Source organism: Belliella aquatica (genome assembly GCF_014637795.1).
In the GTDB taxonomy this organism is placed as follows: Bacteria; Bacteroidota; Bacteroidia; order Cytophagales; family Cyclobacteriaceae; genus Belliella; species Belliella aquatica.
Genome location: NZ_BMFD01000013.1, coordinates 62,926 through 83,294, shown reverse-complemented (window position 1 = coordinate 83,294; position 20,369 = coordinate 62,926). Strand labels below are relative to the sequence as shown.

Below are 20,369 nucleotides of genomic sequence, written 5' to 3'. Positions count from 1 at the left end.
ATAAAGATTAAAATGAAAAAGATATTTTTACTTACGCTCTTCATTACATTTATCTCTTTGGCTTCTTATGGACAAGGAAGACGCTATATGAGTCAATTTAATCATTTCCAGAATTACTTCAATGCAGGAATGACAGGTTACGAAGGGTCTACTATCAAAGGATTTGTAAGAAATCAATGGTCAGGATTTGACGGAGCTCCACAGCTGTATTATTTATCTACTGAACTTGATTTTTCTGAAATGAGAGGAGATAAAGATGCTGCCCTGATAGGTCAAAATGCGGTAGGTGTGAATTTTCTTAGCGAATCTTATGGTGCATTTTTAGATACTGAGATTCAAGCCACTTACGCTGCAAGAATACGTGTATCAAGAAATGCTAATTTAAGATTAGGTGCAGCCATTACTTATGCAAACTCTCGATTAGATGGGAACAGCTTGAACACAGAGCAAGCGAATGATCCGACGGTAAGTCAATACCTCAATAGCTTCGCAAACATGGGCATTGTTGATTTTAACCTAGGTTTGGCGTTGACACATCAGAATTATTACATCGGCTATTCAATGCAAAATATCAATCAAGGTTCTATCAGATTTGGGGATGTGTTCTTTGACAAAAAACCTCGAGTAAGTGTCTTTCAGTCCGGATTTAGACAGGCTATCAGTTCCACTGTTAGTATTGCTTCTCATGTCATGTACCGTGCGCAAAATGATTTACCAAATCACTTTGAGGCTAATATCAAAGGAATATTTCTAGACAAAATATGGCTTGGTGTAGGTCATAGAGTTGACTACGCCAATAATTTCACTTTCGGAGTAGTTCATAATCAAATCAAACTAGGATATACGCACGAAATCCCAACAAATAAATCTTATCTAATCCCCCAGCCTACTCATGAATTTATCGCTACATTCTCACTTTGGAGAAAATATGGAAAAGCAGGAGATGACAATTTGGTAATTTGGTAATAGGTGTTTCTTTAATTGTATATCCGATTTCTTAGCAGTAGCCATTTATAATAGTATATGAAGTTTATAGCAATCAGCTGTTTTCTATTGACACTTTTGCGGCGAGACGTTGTTGTCTAGTGCGTGTAGAGGACTATTATCCGAATAATTATAAGTGAAATTTTCGAATACTGATATCATTGTGGATAATCATCTTTTTTAAAAATTTTATCCTCAGAATATTTTTTTATTTAAACTTTATTTATTTGCTATATATTCTCATATTGAGAAAGAAATACCAAGATTAAGTGGGTTATTAAAAAATGAATGACCTATTAAATCCAATTTTTCTTTAACAATTCGTCAACACAGCTCAAAGCATGGAAAAGGATAATTCACGCTTTCATTCTATTTTTGAAATCATTCCTATTCCGATTTGGGAAGAAGATTTTTCAAATGTCAAAACCTATCTAGCAGAATTGAATCTCTTGGGTAAGGAAGAAAATTTCATCAGACTATTTTTTAATGAAAATCCTGATCAACTCAGCGCCTGTGTCTCAAAAGTTCAATTGCTTAATCTAAATACAGCTTGTCTAGAATTGCATCATGCGACTTCTAAAGAGCAATTGTTAGCGAATTTCTCTTCTATTTTTGTTGAAGAGTCATTTGATACCTTAATAGATCAATTGATTGCAATTTGTACTGGAATCAATCATTTTGAAGTTGATTCTAAGACAAAAACTTTGGACGGAGTCATCAAGGATATTCAATTGAAATGGACAGTAGTCCCCGGCTATGAACAAACGCTAGAAAGCGTCATCATTACAACTAGCGACATTTCTCAAAGAATACGAACACGTCAACAAATTGAAGAAAGTGAAGCTAAATTGCTTTACGCACAGCGTCTTGCCAAAATTGGGAATTGGGAATTGAATATCCCCAATCAAAAATTGACTTGGTCTGATGAAGTCTATAGAATTTGGGATGTAGATAAAAAAGAAATTGATCTCAGCCCAACCTATTTCTTTTCAACTATTCATCCTGAAGATCTTGAGCGACTCAATGTCAAACAGGAAAATGTAATAATGGGTGATATTCCCTTGGATTCGACCCAAAGAATTATTTTAAAAAATGGGCTGATCAAATGGACTAATATCAAAGCAAGTATAGAATACGATGCTAAAAATATACCTATCAAACTTGTAGGTACAGTCCAAGACATCACTGAGGAAGAATCACTCAAGGAATCACTAAAAGAACTCGTCAAAAGATATCATTTCGTAACAAAAGCAACTTTTGATGCGGTAAGAGATTTAGATTTGAAAACCAACACTATTTTTTGGGGAGAAGGCATACAAAATATTTTTGGATACGACCGTAATAAACTTGAAAATACCAAAGAAGGTTGGATTAAACTCATTCATGTAAATGATCAGCAACGCATCCTAGAAAGCATGGCGCATGATGAAAAGGGTAAATCAGAAATCTGGCAAGAAGAATACTTGTTCAAAAAAGCAAATGGAAGATATAGTCTAGTGAATGACAGGGCAGTAATCGTCAGAGATTCCAAAGGAAACGTCATCAGATTCGTAGGTGCCATGCAGGATATCACTGAGCAAAAGAAATCTGAAATGGAGCTTAAAGCTAGGACACAATTTATTGAAACTGCCTTAGATAACTTACCTATCGGTATTGCAGTAAATAAAATGGATTCAGGAGAGGCAACATTAATGAATAAGCAGTTTTCCGAGATTTATGGTTGGCCAGAAAAAGAACTTAGAGATGTACCCTCGTTTTTTGAAAAAGTATATCCAAATCCCACTTACAGAGCCCAAATAAGCTCTCAAATCATTGCCGATATAAAAAGTGGTGACCCTTCCCGAATGGAATGGAAAGGCATAGAAATAACAACAAAATCAGGAATCAAGAAAATTATTTCTGCAAAAAATATCCCAGTGTATGATCAAAAGATTATGATATCGACTGTGATTGATGAAACAGAAAAAATTCAAGCTGAAAAAGCCCTTCAGTTAAGTAATGAAAGGTTTTTATATGCCACTAAAGCAGTGTCAGATGCCATATGGGATTGGGATATCGATGCAGGTACAGTGTTTTGGGGAAGTGGCTATGAATCACTTTTTGGCTATCAATCGAACGAAATGTATGTTTCTGAAGACCTCTGGGAAACTAAAGTCCATCCAGAAGACAAGCAAGCTATTCTAGAAAGTGTAGAGCAAGCACGAAAGAATCCAACAATTGATAAATGGACTGGTGAATATAGATTTCAAAAAGCTGATGGGGATTATGCTTATGTACTTGAAAATACGGTAATTCTACGTGATAAAAATGGTAAACCAACCAGAATGGTAGGTGCGCTACAAGACATGACCAAAAGAAAGCAATCTGAAGAAGCGCTTTTAAATAAAACCAAATATCTAGAAACGATTTCTAATATTGTGGAGGCACTTTTACTTTACAATGATTGGGAAAATGTCGTACAGGAAAATCTAAAGCTAATCGGTGAAGCTGTCGGAAGTGATAGAACATATTTTATGATAAACTTTATAGATTCTACCACATCTGAACTTCATTCGAGACAGGTATATGAATGGGCAAAAGATGGGATTTCTCCTCAAATAGACAATCAAAACTACCAAAACATCCAACTTTCTCTTTATCCTGACTTTTTAACAGAAGTTTCTAGAAAATCGCATTTTGCTATCCTAACTTCTCAAACTTCGGGCGCTACTAGGCAAATTCTAGCTGAGCAAGACATTAAATCAACGCTTCAGATTCCCATATTTATCAAAGAAAATTTCTTTGGATATATAGGATTAGATGATTGTACCCATGGTCGGACTTGGACAAATGAAGAAGTATCTTTTTTACAAACAATTGCCACAAATATCGGTGTAGCCATCGAAAAAGCTGATTTTGAAAAATCCTTAAAAAATCTCAATGAAGAATTAAGAATCAGTAACAAAAACTTGGCGCTATCGAATTCTGAGTTGGAGCAATTTGCCTACGTTGCCTCACATGATCTTCAAGAACCCTTGAGGATGATCACAAGCTTTTTGGCTCTGATCGAAAGGAAATATCATGATAAACTAGATGAAAAAGGAAAACAATACATTCACTTCGCTTCTGATGGAGCAAAGCGAATGCGAGATATAATTTTAGACCTATTAGAATTCTCAAGAGTTGGACGAGTTGGAGATTTGAAAAAATATCCCTTCCAATCTGAGGTGGTTGTAAGAGAAATAGAAAGCCTGTTAAAAGGACAAATTCAAAGCTCAAAAGCTGTAATCATTCATTCCAATCTTCCTGAGATCAATACACAAAGAGCAGCTTTCAGACAACTCGTCCAAAACCTGATATCCAACGCTATTAAATATCAAAAATCAGATAACAAACCTATTATTGAGATTTCTTGTCAAGAAAAACAAAGTGAGTGGGTGTTTTCGATCAAAGACAATGGGATAGGAATTGCACCTGAATATCACGAAAAGATATTTGTGATCTTCCAAAGACTGCATGATAAATCTTCATATTCTGGTTCAGGTATTGGTCTCGCAATTTGTAAGAAGATAATAGATTTTTTAGGTGGAAAAATTTGGGTAGAATCCGAGTTGGGTAGCGGCAGTATTTTTTATTTTACAGTTCCCAAAAATCACAAATAATAGTAATCAAATTATGTCGAACATTATTTAATGACTACCTTTTGTATTGCTATCCCCAAGCATCTTATTATAAGAAATTTCAATACAGATGGAATCCAAGAATATCTCTCAATCCCCGAGAAAAACCCACAATAAACTAAAAGTAATCGCTGTCGGCGCTTCTGCCGGAGGATTGGAAGCTTTACAAGATTTTTTATCCAACTTACCCCCTATTGAAAATGCTTGTATCATCATTGCACAGCATTTGAGCCCAACACATAAAAGCATGTTGGTGGCACTTTTAAGTAAAAAAACAAAGCTTGAAGTAGCTGAAGCAACTCATCAAAAGAAGTTAGAAGCAGGCAAAGTCTACATCACTCCTCCCGGGAGTGAAATCACCATCGAGCAAGGGAAGGTCATCTTAAAAAAACCATCCTCAAGCATTGGACCTAAGCCTTCGGTAGATGTTCTATTGACATCTTTAGCCAAAGATTTTAAAGAAAATGTCATTGCAGTGATTCTTTCAGGAACAGGTTCTGATGGTGCCGCAGGTATCATCACAGTAAAAGAGTTCAAAGGTTATGTAATTGTACAAGAACCGCATACAGCCAAATATGATGGAATGCCAGTTTCCGCCATCAATTCGGGTGTAGTTGATGCTGTCTTAGCTCCAGATGAAATCGGGGCAGAAATTCTCGATTACATCATCAATCCCAATCATGTGATCAGACAATCACCTGATGCAGATGGGACTTTGAACAAGATTTTTCAAATTCTCAGCAGTAGAACTGGAACAGATTTCACAAATTATAAATCTGCCACTATCGGTAGACGACTCAATAAACGATTAGCGCATCTTCACCTCGAAAATTTAGAAGATTATCTCTCTATTCTCAAGAATGATCCTAAAGAAGTGGATGAAATGTTCAACACAATACTTATTGGAGTCACGTCTTTCTTTAGAGATAAAGGGGCGTTTCAAGCTTTAGAAGAGCAAATTAGGAGGATAATTGATCATAAAACCAAGTCAGATGTAATAAGAATTTGGACTCCTGGATGCTCAACAGGTGAAGAACCCTATTCTATTGCTATTGCCTTTGACCGAATTTTGAATGAAAAAGGGCTTTCGATACCTGTCCAAATCTTTGCAACAGACATCGATGAGCGCTCTATAGACTTTGCTAGAAAAGGTACATACTCAGAGGACGCAATTTCAACGCTCCCCAAAGATTTGGCAGAAACTTACTTTTCAAAAAGTGAAGAAGAATTCACTATAAATAAAAATATCAGGGAAATGATTTTATTTTCCAAACATGATTTGATCAAAAACCCTCCATTTTTTAAGTTAGATTTGATTTCTTGTAGAAATCTTTTGATCTATTTTGATCAACATTTACAGAGTCATATCATACCCTTATTTCATTATTCACTCTTACCAAAAGGAATACTTTTTCTTGGAAAATCAGAAACAGTAGGACAGTTTGAAAAGCTTTTTCAAACCTTAGATCCCAAAAACAAAATTTTCCAAAGAAAACCGGGTGAAAGCCACAGAAAAACGAAATTCCCGATAATTTCCGCTATCACATCAAATCCAATTGTTTCAAAAGGGAACAAAAACGAGCCAAATTACACGGTCAATGACTTGATCAAAGAAACCTTATTCAAAACCTATGACTACCCTTATGTAGTGGTCAATGAAGAGTGTGACATTCAGGAAATACACGGAGACATTAGACTTTTTATTAGTCTGAGTTCTGGTAAAGCCAATCTCAATCTCTTTAAATCACTCAATTCAGAGTTGCAAATTGAAGTCAGATCTATCCTCGCTAAGACAATTAAGGAAAGACAAATCAATAAAAGTACCATCAAAAAATTTACACTTTTTGGAAAGACATATTATGTAAGAATTACCGCTAAGCCATTAATTTTTAATGCTAAAATTAAGGATCTCTTTATCGTCATTTTTGAACAATTGGATTTAGATGAATTTATTTCTAAAGGAATGAATACGAGCGATGAATCTTTAATCGATCAGAGGATTTTGGATTTGGAAACTGAACTTTTGTCTACAAAACAACAAGTACAGACCTACATCGAAGAAATAGAAACTAGCAACGAGGAACTACAATCTCTTAATGAAGAGGTGCAATCTACCAATGAAGAGCTTCAATCTACCAACGAAGAACTTGAAACAAGCAATGAAGAACTTCAATCCACTTATGAAGAAGTTCAAATTGCCTATTCTGAGCTAAAGTCCACACTTGAAATCTTAAAACTCAAAGAACAACAACTTCAGAATAAAGAAGTTAACCTCAATGCATTATTAAACAATTCACTTCAAGCTTTCTTCTTAATTGATGATGCTTATGCAGTCCTTGAGTGGAATCAAGTTGCGGATGATTTGTCTCTTACCTTAAGAAATACCCACCTCAAAAAAGGAGAAACAATTCTTGATCTTATTTCAAATGATAATCTTGAGACTTTTATTAAGGAAATCAGAGAGGCATTCAAAGGCAAAATCATCAAAGGTCAACGAAAAGAATTAGACGCAAGCCAAAAGGAATTATGGTTTGAATATTCTTTAACTCCAGTTTTTGAGAATTCTGAGGAGGTGAAAATCGTCTCCATGGGAATAATTGATATTTCTGAAAAAATTGAATTCTCAGCCCAACTCAACAGGTCTGAAAAACTGCTCACTTCTGTCTTTGATGCAAACAACACGGGCATTTGTATCACTGATTCTGAAGGGAAATTCGTCGATGTCAATGATGAATATTGTAAAATCTACGGCTACAGCAAAAAGGAATTGATAGGCTATCATTTTACTAAAGTAGTTCCGCAAGAATATAAAAAGCATCTTGAAAAGTTACATGATGAATTCATTGATGGGAAAGAAGAACTCAGTGCTGAATGGAGTGTAATGAGAAAAAATGGTGCGTTGATTGATGTATTTGCCAGTGCTAAACTCCTGGTTTATGAAGATGGCTCACGGTACAAAGTCACCTCAGTAAAAGACATCACGGAAAATAAGAGATATAAAAACATTCTTCAGAGGTCTTCTGACACAGCACTTGTGGGAGGTTGGGAGTATGATAACATCACGGGTGTTTTCTCACTTTCGGAGGAGGCCAAAAATATTTTTGAAATTCCCGAAGATACAGATGCATCCTACTCTTTTTCATCCAATATGTTTAAAGATGAGGCCAAAGTCATCTTAGACAAAGCCATGAAATGTGCTTTAGAAAAAGGAGAAGCATTTGATTTAGAAATTCAAGGCTATAATACAAATGAGGATACTATTTGGGTAAGAATCACTTGCAAACCAATACTTGCAAATAAGAAAACAGTCAAACTTTTTGGTACACTTCAGAACATTACGCACCAATACTACCTACTTAAAGAGCAGAAAAGAACAGCAGATCTTCTCAAGAGAACTGAGGCAATCTCAAAAGTAGGAAGCTCCGAACTTAATTTAATTACAGAAGAGTCAATTTGGTCTGATGAGTTCTTTAGAATTTGCGGGTTAGATAAGAAAATCCATACACCATCGTATGCGTTGAGGTTAAGTCTTATTCACCCTGAAGACAAAGAAAAAGCCATTCAAGTATACCAAAATGCGATAGAAAAAGGTGAGGATTTTGAGTTAGAAAAAAGGATTATCACTCCAGATGGAATAATTAAACACATCAAATCCGTAGGTACGGTCGAACTTAACGAAAACGGCATCCCAAGCCGGATGATTGGTGTATTTATGGATATTTCTGATCAGGTAAGAAATGAAAAATTAGCTAAAGAAAGAGAGCAAATTTTCAAAAATCTTTTCGATAATGTAAGTCATCTAGCTGTACAGGGAATAGATGAAAATGGGGAAATTCTATATTGGAATAAATCCAGTGAAAAACTTTATGGCTACAGCGAAAAGGAAGCAATAGGTGAATCCATTTCCAATATCACAACTGTAGAAAAAGAAAAATCAACCTTATTAAATGCTATCAAAGAAATGGTTGAAAAGGGTGTAAGTCTTAAGTCTAGAGAAGAAATTCACAAGAAAAAAGATGGAAGTGTTGTACCCGTATTTGTCAATTACACTTTAATAGAAATCCCAAATAGACCCATTCAAATTTTCAGGTTCAACATTGATATCTCCGAAGCAAAATCAGCTACTAATGCCCTAATTGAAAGTAACCTTCGCTATGAAATCGCCACAAAAGCAACTTCTGATACCATTTGGGATTGGGATTTTGAAACCAATAAAGTGGTTAGGGCTGCCAATTTCAAAACGATTTTCGGACACGAAATTGATAAGTTTACCTCCAATGATCAATATTGGCTGCAGCTTGTTCACCCTGATGACAGAAGGGAAATAACCAGAAGCATGAATAGATTTTTAGAAAGCAACGAAGAGTATTGGGAGTCGGAATTTAGGTTGATGAAAAGTAGTGGTGAGTATGCGGTTGTATTAGATAAAGGCATCCTCTTAAGAGATAGTGATAATAAACCGATTCGAATGATCGGTGCTACGCAAGACATCACGGCAAGAAAAAATGATGAACAAGAACTCCTCAATCTAAGCTCCCAACTGATTCGCAGGGCAAAAGAACTAGAAATTTCAAATGCTGATTTGGAACAATTCGCTTATGTTGCATCTCACGATTTGCAGGAACCACTTCGTATGATTACAGGTTTCCTTTCCCAACTGCAAAAGAAATATGATGATATCCTTGATGAAAAAGGAAAAAAATATATCCACTTCGCCACTGATGGAGCAGCAAGAATGAGGCAAATCATCTTAGACTTGTTGGAATTTTCAAGAATCGGACGAATCAAGGAACAATATCAAGATGTCAATATCGAATTAATCTTAGAAAATATCCTTGTTCTCAACAGCAGATTGATTGAGGAAAAACATGCCGAAATCAACTTTGGCCCTATGCCAATAGTGCACAGTCAAAAAACACCGCTTCAACAGGTTTTTCAAAACCTAATCAATAATGGTCTCAAATACCAGAAACCAGATCAGAAACCCGTTATCAATATTAAAGTAGAAGATCAAGGAAGAAATTGGCTATTCGCTGTGTCAGATAATGGCATAGGAATCGAATCCGAATATTTAGAAAAAGTATTTGCCATATTTCAAAGATTACATACCAAATCAGAATATGAAGGGACAGGACTAGGTTTAGCCATCTGTCAGAAAATCATCCAAAATCTGGGCGGGAAAATATGGGTGGAATCAGAAGTAGGTATGGGAAGTGTATTTTATTTTACTTTACCTAAATAGCATTTAAATGAATAAAAACATATATTGACACTTAAGAAGTATTATAAACTAATTGTTATAAAGCTGATTATTTTATGAAAACGAAAAATAGCAATTTTTTTTTCAAGTTCCCTTTGCTTACGGGTATATTAGTTTTTTTACTTATCACTGGCTTACAGTATTTTACAGTCAAAGACTATGACTTAAAAATCAATACCGAAAGACAGCGAGTAATAGACTACACTAGTCTTATCCAAAAGCAAATTTCAAGTTCTATAGCCAACAGCATTTCTACGACAAAAGTATTAAAGTACATAGAAGAAAATTATGGGATTGGTGATGATTTCGATACGATCGCAGCAGAATTATTAGCAAATAATAGACATATCGATGCCTTACAGCTTGTAGAAGGAGGAATTATAAAATACACTTATCCATTAGAAGGAAATGAAGATGCTATTGGGTATGATATTCTTGCAGAACCTTCTTTAAGAGATGAAGCAATCAAAACAATTGAAAAAAATCAGCTTTATTTTGCTGGACCGCTCAACTTAAAGCAAGGCGGTGTCGGAATTGTAGGTCGTAACCCAATTTTTAAAAACAACGAATTTTGGGGCTTTGCTGCAGTGATAATCAGATTTGACTCTTTCTTAGAGACTGCTAACATTGATACTTCTGAAACCAATCCATTTTACATTCAATTTTCAAAAATAAATCAAAATACAGGAGAAGAAAAACTGTTCCTCCCTCCTCCTACTGCTACTTATACAGGCTTTGAAAACACCGTTACTTTGAGAGAGGGCGATTGGAAACTTACGGTACAACTCAAAGAATCCACCGCATTCAAAGAAGTTTTACCTTTTTTGATTTTAAGAATATTTCTATCAGCTATGCTGGGATTTATTGCTTATTATTTAACAAAACTCCCATCTCTCTTAAACATAAAACTAGACAACAGAACCAAAGAATTAAAAATCAGCAACTTGAGATTTGAATATGCTTCAATAGCTACTTCTGATGCCATTTGGGATTGGGATTTATCTACTGGAATTGTATATCGATCTTCAAACTTCGAGAAACTTTTTGGCCATAAGATCGACAATTACACCAACAACAAGGACTTCTGGATTAGCCAAATTCATCCTGAAGATTACCCTGATGTTCAAAAAGAAATGCAGGCATTTCAATCAGGTTCTGACGAGTTTTGGGAATCAACTTTCAGATTCAAAAAAGCCAATGGTAAATACGCTTATGTCCTAGATAAAGGGATTATCATTAGAGATCAAAAGGGTAAAGCCCTCAGGATGATTGGTGCTACACAAGATATTACCTCTAGAAAACAAGCTCAAACAGAATTAGAGAACGAAAGAGAGTTTTTAAATTCACTTATGGAGAGCCTTTCAGAAGCGATAATAGCGTGTGAAGAAAGCGGAAAAATAATTCTATCAAACCGTGCAGCAAGAGAACTTCATGGAATGGAAATCAAAGAAACCATGCCAGAAAATTGGGGGGAAACCTACGACCTTTATCATAAAGACGGTAAAACGATATTGAAAAAAGAAGAGATCCCACTTTTCAGAGCTTTTCGCGGAGAAAAAATCTACGAGGAAGAGTTCAAAATCAAACCTAAAGATAAATCAGAAAGGTCTGTATTAGCAACAGGAACACCTATTACCTCGCTAGAGGGGAAAAAATTAGGAGCAGTAGTGGCAATGAGGGACATTACTCAGTCAAAATCAAACGAAAGAAAGCTCCTTGAACTGAGCCAGGAACTTGCTCTTAGAGCTCGAAAACTTGAGATTTCTAATACAGAATTAGAGCAGTTTGCTTATGTAGCATCACATGACCTGCAGGAGCCGCTAAGAATGATCACCGGATTTCTAAATCAATTGGAGCTGAAATACAGGAATGTTTTGGATGATAAAGCTCAAAAATACATCTTCTTTGCTACAGACGGCGCTAAAAGAATGCGGCAAATTATCCTAGACCTACTAGAATATTCAAGAGTTGGGAACTATAACGAAAAAATAGAAGAAATCGCAGTTGACCAAATCCTCAGAAACATTATCATTTTGAATAGAAGAATCATCAAAGAAAAAAATGCAAATGTTTATTGGGATGAAATGCCTGTTATTAAAATTGAAAAAACACCACTTCAACAAATTTTTCAAAATTTGATTGGCAATGCCTTAAAATACCATCAAGTTGGACAACAACCTGAAATCAAAATAAGCTATATCAAGGATGAGCACAATTGGATCTTTGGTGTTTCTGATAAAGGAATAGGAATAGAGAACGATTATATGGAGAAAATATTCATCATCTTCCAAAAGTTGCATCCAAAAGATGAATACGAAGGTTCGGGAATGGGTCTAGCCATTTGTAAAAAAATTCTCGATAGATATGAAGGTAAGATTTGGGTAGAATCTAAACCAAACGAGGGAAGTACATTTTTCTTTTCTCTTCCAAAATAAAGATAACATCAAATCTGAACCATTTACACTATATTGTAAACAGTTTAAACCTAATTTTTAACGACTTACACCTTATCAAAAATAAGAAATGCTGGGATCACACGAACTCAAGGATTTGTTTGTCCATTTACCTATCCCTGCTTTTGTGCTGGATCCAAATCATCATAATTTTAAAATTATTGATGTCAACCTTTCTTTTTTAAACTTGATTAAATTAAAAAAGCAAGACGTTCTTAATTGTGATTTATTTAAGTTGTTAGAATCAAATGCTCATTCAAAGGTTCACTTTAAGCAAAGCATAACAGAAATCATTCAAACCAATCAACCGCAGCAAATAAGTCAGCTTTTGCTTCATTTTGATTCTGTTGCGAAGTATTGGGATATTAGTCTTGTACCTCTTTTTGACGAAGATAAAAAAAGTCTAACGCATATATTTTTGACTTTCAGCGTTTCAGAAAACCAAAAGGTTGAAAAAGAAAATACCACGAATGATCTTTTAAATTTCACTCAAGAACTTTATAGAAGTGTCTTTGAAAAATCTTCTGGAGGAATTGCAATTTTGGGTATGGATGGCTCTTGGCTAAAGTTCAATAAACAGGTAGAAGCTATTACAGGATTTTCTAAAGAGGAGCTTGAAAAGCTAACCTTTCAAGACATTACACACCCAGATGATTTAGAAAATGATCTGAACTTGTTAGATCAATTGATTTCTGGTAAAATTGATGACTATCAAATCGAAAAGCGCTACATCAATAAAAATGGAGAAGTTGTATGGATTTTACTCAATGCAACATTGGTAAGGGATAAGAACAAAAAACCAGTTCATTTTATTTCATTTTTGCAGGATATCTCTCAAATCAAGTATTTTCAAGAGCATCTTCAGAAAAGCGAGGAAAACTACCATTCGTTATTTTGGGAAAATCCTGATGCTGTCTATTCATTTGATTTAGAAGGAAAATTTATTCAGGTAAATCCTGCATCTGCTTTACTTGCTGAGACTACAATCGAACACCTCCTTTCTATTTCTTTTGTGCCACTTATTCCAGAAGAAGATCAAGATCGCGTTTTCCAATATTTCCAAAAAGCCACTTTAGGAGAAACTTCAAATTACCAATCAGGATTTCTGACAACAAAAGGAAATAAACGTGTAATCAATGTAACAAATTTGCCAATTATAGTAAATAATGAAGTGATCGGAGTCTTTGGAATTGCAAAAGACATTACCGAAAAGCTAAAATCAGAGGAGTTGTTGATCAATGAAAGAAATTTATTGCGCTCTTTAATTGACATTATTCCTGATGCCATTTTTGTGAAAGATTTGGAGTCAAGACACTTGGTTACCAACAAAGCCAATATGGAATTGTTGGGGGCAACATCTGAAGAAGAACTCTTAAATAAAACCGGATTAGAACTACTTTCCGAAATTACAGCTACTGATTTTTTAAAAGATGATAAGGAGATATTCGCAACAGGAAAAGAAATTCTGAATTTTGAGGAAAATTTAAAGACTAGGAAAAATGAATCAAAGTGGTATATCACAAGCAAAGTACCATTTTACAATCATCTAAACGAAATCATTGGGTTAGTTGGAATCAGCAAAGACATTACAGAAATCAAAAAACGGGAATTGAAGCTCAAATTGATGGAGTCGGTTCTTGAAAACGCCAACGACATGGTGGTGATCACAGAAGCTGACCCCTCAAATTTCCCCGGACCGAAAATCGTCTATGTAAATGATGCTTTTGTCCGAATGACAGGTTACTCCAAGGAGGAAGCTATAGGTAATACACCAAGAATGCTTCAAGGTGAAAAAACAGAACTCGAAACACTCAACCAAATAAGACTTGCTATCAATGCTTGGAAACCGATCGAAGTAGAGGTTTTGAATTACAAAAAAGATGGAGAACAGTTTTGGAATAATATTTCCCTAAGTCCACTCGCAGATGAAACGGGGACTTACACTCATTGGATAGCAGTACAGCGAGATATCACCAATAAAAAATCCTATGCACTCCAAAATGAGCTAACATCTAAAATTAGCCAACACTTTAATAATACAAATTCCATTCAAAAGTCTCTAAAAAAGGTTTTAAAGGAATTTATAAATTACGCTCGAGTTTCACTTGCAGAGATATGGATTCAAGAGTCCGGAACTGAAAAATTACTCTTATACAGCAAAAAGGTAAAAAATAAAGAAGTAAACTTATTCTACGAGGACTCCAAACTTTTAAATAAAGTTGCTATCGGACAGGGCCTACCCGGTGTTGTCTGGGAAACAAAAGAATTTCAGCATTGGAGCTCTGATGATCCCATATTTTTAAGAAAAGAAGCTGCTTATAAAAATGATTTAAAATCGTTTTTTGGATTACCTCTATTTTTTAATGAGGAGATCATTGGAGTGTTGATATTAGGATCAACAAGCCTGATGTCAAATGATCAAAATTTAAAAATTCATTTTGACCACATAGGGACATTTTTGGGAGGAGAAATTAAGAGAAAGCTTGTTGAACAAGAACTTGATTATATATTTAAAATTTCACCTAATATTATTGTTATAGCAGGATTTGATGGGTTTTTCAAAAAAGTAAATCCTGCTGCAAGCAAAATACTAGGGTATACCGAAAAAGAATTGTTAGAGATACCCTACAAGACATTTGTACATCCTGATGACTTGGTATATGCGGACAAATCTCTGAAGAAATTAGTAAGTGAAAACAAGAGTCCTCAGGTTGAAATCCGATTTATCACTAAAACAAAAAAAATAGTCTGGCTTGCTTGGACTCCTACTCCAGATCTTGATCATCGTCGGATTATTGCTACGGCCACAGATATTACTTTATTGAAAAAAAATAAAGAATCCCTGGAGAAACTCAATAAGAAACTAGAAAATAGAGCACAAGATTTGGCAGTTTCTAACGCAGAATTGGAGCAATTTGCCTACGTAGCTTCACACGATTTGCAAGAACCACTTCGGATGATCAGCTCATTTCTGAGTAGGCTGGAAATTAAATATGGAGACCAACTCGATGATAAAGCCAAAAATTACATCCAGTTCGCATCAAGTGGTGCGCAGCAGATGCGTCAAACAATCCTCGATCTGCTAGAATATTCACGTGTTGGCAAAGATGGAGAAAAGTTAGAATTAGTAAACATCAAAGATGTGATTGTGAAAACGGAAGGTCTTTTACGCAAAAGTCTTGAAGAATCAAATGCAAAAATCATCATCGGTAAAATGCCTACAATTCACTCTCAAAAACTTTTAATCAAACAACTTTTTCAAAATATCATTTCAAATTCGATAAAATACAAGCAAGAAGGACAAAGTCCAATCATTGAAATTTCTTATATTGAAGGTATGAAGTACCACCAATTCGCTATTGCTGATAATGGAATTGGTATAGAAGAGGATTATTTTGATAAAATCTTCATTATGTTCAACAGACTGCATCACAACGATCAGATATCTGGAACAGGAATAGGTTTAGCTATCTGTAAAAAAATTGTTGATAAACTCGGTGGTTCTATTTGGGTTGAATCTGAACTAGGAAAAGGAAGTGTTTTTTACTTTAAAATTTCAAAAGAAAATGATGAAACTTTTACAAGCGTATAAAAATATTATTAGAAAAAATTGCCTTCCTCAAGGCGATCTTGAGTCTTTTGGAATTGCCTATTGGAGCGATAAACTCTTCGCTGAGACAATCATCTACTTACTTCCTTTGTGTTTGATTGCGCTTGCTCCGGGTGTATATTTCAGTTTCTTGATACAAAATTATAGTTTGGCCATTTTTGACCTGACCATCTTTTTTTTAATCTTGATAATTGGCTTTGTTGGTACTATCAATATTCAAATTAAAAAAGTGATTTTCTTAATTTGTATGTATAGTTTAGGAATTTTTCTTCTCTATGAAATTGGAATTGGCGGACCTGGTTTAATCTATTTATTTGCTGCAAATATTTTTTCACTTTTAATTTTTCCAATTAGGTTCCCTTACCTCTGGAGTAGTATTATCTTAATAATCATCCTAGTTTTTGGATTTTTAATAAATTTTGAACTAGCACCTCACCTTACCATTAATCCTAATTCAGTAAGTGAATGGATTGCTGTTACTTCAAATTTGATATTTATCAGTTTTATTTCCTCAGCTCTTATACCTAAGCTGTTTGTAGGATTAGAAAAGACAATTTTAAAAAAAGATCAAGTTCAAGCCGAATTGAAAATTGCTTTGCAAAAAACAAAAGAAAAAAACGAAGACTTGGAGCATTTTACTTATGTAGTTTCTCATGATTTACAAGAACCAATTCGTATGATTTCCAGTTTTTTGGCACTTTTGGAAAAAAAATATGACGAGATTCTTGATCAAAAAGGAAAGCAATACATTTTTTATGCAGTAGATGGAGCCAAGAGAATGCGTGAAATCATCCTACAACTATTAGATTTTTCGAGGATGAGTAGGCTTGAGAGCAGCACTGAGATGTGCGATATTCAGCTGATGGTTGATGAAATAATTCAGGACAATCAAAAACTGATAGAAAATTCCGATTCTACGATTACAACTACTGATTTACCACGAATCATCGCGCAAAAAACTGCCCTACAACATCTATTTCATAATATCATTTCTAATGCATTGAAATACAAAAGGGATGATGTTCCTCTTCTTGTTCAAATTTCATACAAAGACCTAAATAATTTTCATCAATTTGAAATAAAAGATAACGGAATAGGAATAGAAACTATATATTTTGAAAAGATTTTTGTAATTTTTCAGAGACTTCATGATAGAACGAAATATCAAGGGACTGGTATGGGGCTCGCTATTTGTAAAAAAATTCTTGAAAAAATCGGAGGTGAAATCTGGGTTAAGTCTACACCAGAAATCGGCAGTACTTTCTTTTTCACCATTCCCAAAGTAAAAATAGTCGCACAATGACAGAGCACAATATCAATCAAAAAATATTCGACGCCTCTCCTCTACCGTCTTTACTGATTTTAGTAGACGAACCAAAGTTTACTTTGGTATCGGCAAATCCTGCGTACTTGAAAGTTACTAATAGCAAAAAAGAAGATCTAATTGGCCGAGGACTTTTTGAAGCATTTCCATCAGAAGCAAATCAAGAAGAGGGAGATGCACAAAAGTTAAGAGCTGCCTTACAGAGGGTATTGGATTCAAAAGAAACATATAAAGCGCCAATTCAGAAATATAAAATACCATTAAGGGGAACAGATGAATATGTGGATATTTACTGGGATCCTATGTTTACGCCAATTTTTGATCAAAAAGGGAACGTTTCTCATATACTGCATACCACAGAGGATATCACATCGAAGATTTTGGCTGAGCAAAATTTAAAATCCACCAATCAAAAATGGGATAACTTAATATTTACCATCGACGGTATTTTTTGGGAAGCGACAATAGATCCTCTTCAATTCACTTTTGTCAGCCCTCAGTCAAAAGACATATTAGGTTTTGATCCAGAAGAATGGAAAGCGCTTGGTTTTTGGGAGTCCAGGATCTATCACGATGACAAAGACTTTACTGTCAGTTACTGTTCAGATCAAGTTGAAAAAGGGCTTAATCATAATTTTGAATATCGGTTTATTGCAAAAAACGGTGAGATTATCTGGATAAGTGATGTCGTTACGGTCATTAAAGAAAAAGGTGTACCAACACTTCTTCGGGGAATTATGACGAACATCAATGATAGGAAAAAAGCAGAGCTAGAAAGAGATAAAAACAGATCAAAGCTAAAAAACATACTTGACAGATCTTTGGACGTGATTTGTACCATAGATCAGCATGGATATTTCAGAGATATGAGTTCTGCTTCAGTCAATATCTGGGGTTATGAGCCTGAGGAAATGATTGGGCGCAAATTCATGGATTTTGTATATGAAGAAGATAAACCTAAGACTCAACAAGCTGCCGAAGAAATTGCGAATGGCCTGAATATGACCAATTTCGAAAATAGGTATGTGAGAAAAAATGGATCTATTGTACCGCTTGTCTGGTCAGCCAAATTTGATTCTCGAGATCAAATGATTTACTGCATCGCTAAAGATGGTACAGAGAAAATGAAGGTTGAAGAGAAGAATAATTTAAGATTAGCCATCAATTCAATATTCACCGAGGACTTAGACTTAAATAATATTGCAAGTAAATCATTAAAATTATTCTTAGAATATTCTCGGTTAGACTACGCCGAGCTATGGATGCTGAGTTTAGACAATAAAAACATGATTTTGGAGGCTTTTCATGGTCCTCAACATGTAGTCCCGAATCGCGAAATTCGTGAATTTAATGGCAAAGTTGGATTAATGGCTGAGATTACCCGGCAAGATGAATTTCTTTATATTGAGGAATTAAAAGATCATAAAAGTATCGTAAGAAGTGAATTCTTAATTAAACACAATTTTAGATCAGCTATATGCTATCCTGTGAAATTTGAAGGGCAAGTAGTAGCAGGCATTATTCTGAGTAGTATTGATAAAAAAGTCGACTTGCATGATATTCCGACCTTAGACATAGACTTCCTTGTTCAATTGGGATCCATGATCCGAAGGAAGAAAGCAGAATATGAATTGAACTTGTTTTTTGAATTATCACCGGATTTACTGTGTATTGCTGGTTTTGATGGCTATTTCAAAAAAGTCAACCAGTCTTTTGTGAAAGTTTTAGGATATAGCGAAGAAGAAATTTTAAACACTAGTTACAATGATTTTACCCATCCGGAGGATAAAGGAAGTACACAGGCTACGGTAGAAAAGTTAGGTGATGGAAATAACATCACTTATTATGAAAGTCGCTATAAAACCAAATATGGAAATTATATCTGGCTCGCTTGGACATCTACGCCACTTCTTGAAGAAGGACTGATTTTCGCAATTGCAAAAGACATCACAGAAAAGAAAATACAAGAGGAAGAGCTCAAATTATCAAATAAGAAAGTTTCAGAAACACTGGAAAGTATTCAGGATGGATTCTGTGCACTAGATCAAAATTGGATTGTAACTTATTGGAATACGGAAGCAGAAAACATGCTATTCAAAGAACGATCGTTCATTTTAGGAAAGAATATTTGGGAAGTATTTCCTGAGGCTAAAGAACTCAAGTTTTTCTCCTGTCTTGATCAAGCGGTGAAGGATCAAAAGCCAATTAGGTTTGAAGAGTACTTTCCTCCATTAAAACTTTGGTTGGATTTGAGTGCTTTCCCTTCTGAAGATGGTGTGACTGTTTATTTTAGAAATGTCAATGACCGCAAAGCAGCCGAATTACAGATGTTGGAGCTTAACCTAACGCTCGAACAAAAAGCCCATGAATTGGAAGAGTCCAATGCGGAATTGGAGCAATTTGCATTTGTGGCATCACATGACTTACAAGAACCTCTTAGAATGGTTACCAGCTTTTTGCAGCAACTGGAAAAAAAATATGCAAATGTACTTGATAAAAAAGGCCTACAATATCTCAATTTTGCTTCAGACGGTGCTGTTCGAATGAGACAAATTATTCTTGATTTGTTGGAGTTCTCAAGGATTGGCAGGATTGAATATCAGGAAGAAAGTATAAATCTAAATGAACTGATGAAGGAAATCAGTAGGATCAATCACACGGTTTTGGATGAAAAACAGGCTCTTTTGACATGGGACAATTTACCTGAAATCAAGGGTGAAAAAGGTCCAATTTTTCAACTTTTTCAAAACTTCATTTCCAATGGTCTTAAATATCAAAAAGAATCCGCAAGGCCAAAGGTTCATATTTCCTGCAAAGCACTCAAAGATTCATGGGAATTTACTGTTTCGGACAACGGAATAGGAATAGCTGAAGAATATCAAAATAAAGTTTTTGAAATATTCCAGCGACTTCACCGCAAAGATGAATATTCAGGAACGGGAATTGGACTCTCCATATGTAAGAAAATTGTTGAAAAATACGGTGGCACAATCAGAATCAAATCGGAAGAAGGCAAAGGAAGTCACTTTATATTTACTCTAAAAACAAAAGTCTAAAACTTCAAATCAAGAGTATCCAA

Annotated in this window: 7 protein-coding genes; all 7 read left to right on the top strand. The window is 34.9% G+C overall.

Annotated features, from left to right (window positions below):
* Positions 1-12 precede the first annotated feature (12 nt).
* The 7 genes from IEV57_RS15285 to IEV57_RS15255 all read left to right on the top strand — a co-directional run bounded on the left by IEV57_RS15285 (position 13) and on the right by IEV57_RS15255 (position 20,346).
* On the top strand, positions 13-966 hold the full coding sequence (locus IEV57_RS15285; RefSeq protein WP_188443919.1) for a PorP/SprF family type IX secretion system membrane protein: 954 nt from the start codon (positions 13-15) through the stop codon (positions 964-966).
* Positions 967-1,325: 359 nt separating this feature from the next.
* Entirely contained in the window at positions 1,326-4,625 is a 3,300-nt protein-coding gene (locus IEV57_RS15280; RefSeq protein ID WP_188443918.1) for a PAS domain-containing sensor histidine kinase, read from the top strand.
* Between the two features lie 88 nt (positions 4,626-4,713).
* A complete protein-coding gene (locus tag IEV57_RS15275) occupies positions 4,714-9,885 on the top strand; it encodes a PAS domain S-box protein (protein WP_188443917.1) in 5,172 nt (1,723 codons plus the stop codon).
* A gap of 74 nt (positions 9,886-9,959) precedes the next feature.
* Complete coding sequence (locus IEV57_RS15270) at positions 9,960-12,338, top strand: PAS domain S-box protein (protein ID WP_188443916.1); 2,379 nt, start codon at positions 9,960-9,962, stop codon at positions 12,336-12,338.
* Positions 12,339-12,426: 88 nt separating this feature from the next.
* On the top strand, positions 12,427-15,948 hold the full coding sequence (locus IEV57_RS15265; protein WP_188443915.1) for a PAS domain S-box protein: 3,522 nt from the start codon (positions 12,427-12,429) through the stop codon (positions 15,946-15,948).
* On the top strand, positions 15,923-17,269 hold the full coding sequence (locus IEV57_RS15260) for a sensor histidine kinase (protein WP_188443914.1): 1,347 nt from the start codon (positions 15,923-15,925) through the stop codon (positions 17,267-17,269). Before IEV57_RS15265 ends, IEV57_RS15260 begins: the two co-directional genes overlap by 26 nt.
* Complete coding sequence (locus IEV57_RS15255; protein WP_188443913.1) at positions 17,266-20,346, top strand: PAS domain S-box protein; 3,081 nt, start codon at positions 17,266-17,268, stop codon at positions 20,344-20,346. The genes IEV57_RS15260 and IEV57_RS15255 overlap by 4 nt, the downstream gene beginning before the upstream one ends.
* Positions 20,347-20,369 lie beyond the last annotated feature (23 nt).